Source organism: Cupriavidus sp. 8B, assembly GCF_054589115.1.
In genome coordinates, this window is the sequence record NZ_BAAILO010000064.1 from 7,429 (window position 1) to 8,462 (window position 1,034).

Annotated in this window: 1 protein-coding gene; it reads left to right on the forward strand. The window is 62.1% G+C overall.

Annotated elements, in window-relative coordinates; all coding sequences use genetic code 11:
• Nucleotides 1-364: hypothetical protein (locus tag ACYP5B_RS06300; RefSeq protein ID WP_459568986.1), on the forward strand; the 364-nt coding region annotated here is incomplete at its 5' end.
• Nucleotides 365-1,034 lie beyond the last annotated feature (670 nt).

A 1,034-nucleotide genomic window follows, 5' to 3' on the forward strand; every position in this document is an offset into this window, starting at 1 on the left:
GATGGCCGCTATCCTCGCGGAGGACGTCGTCTTCAACAGCCCGCTGCTTGTACGCCCTATTGTCGGGCGCGACACAGTCGCCCGAACTTTGGTCCAATCCAGCACGACCCGGGGAAGTCCAGGCGAGTACGTCCTTGAGTGCAAGATTGACGCCAACACCACACTGCTGCGCTGGAAAGGCACGATTGACGGTCATTCACTGGAGAGCCTGGAGTTGCTGGTGGACGACGCTAACGGCCTCTTGGTCGAGCGGACCATCGCATTTCGCCCCTACCCCGCCTTACGGATCTTTCGGGACAGGATGAAGGCAAGCCTCGGCGATAGCTTGGGCGCCGGCATGTGGGACTACGAGCCCGAGGCCTGAGCTCCGATTGAGCAGAGGCGTCGGCGCGGCCATGGCGCCGTCACCATAAGGGCGTACAGGTGCCGACCACGCATACGAACCCGTTCACGCCTCGCTAGCCCCCGGCCAGCGGGCCGTCAATCTTATTCAGCCCCCAAGCGCTACCGTGAGCGTGCGCGCCCGGCGCCGGGGCCGGGGAATTACAGTGGGATTTGGCCGAGCGAGAGCGCCCCGCCAAAGCAACTGTATCGTGTTCCGCCTCTGAGAACCCTAACCGCGCCAAGCGCTGATGGCGACGCGTGGACACTAGCGCGCGATGTGACCGAGATGATGGTCAGGGAAAGTTTCCAGCGCGAGACGGTCGTGTTCGACAAAAATAGGGACGCGCGCATCGTCGCAGGCGTCGACGACTGAGACGTACCCGCACGGCGCTAAGGCGGCCCGCGCTGTATGGCAGCGCGGGCGTCCGTAACCGCCGCCTGTTCTTTGCTACGTTGACCAGAGAATTCCCGCTCTCTATCTGACCTCAGATTTGAGGAGATTCACGCAAACACGAAGACGGTGACGGCCAGGGAATCCTGTCCTACATCGCTGGTTCAAGCCCCTAGCTTACTTGGGGTGGCCGAAATGGCCAGCCTTGTTCATCGACCGCGGCGCCAACGAAAAAGGTAGCGCGGCATAAAACGACTTC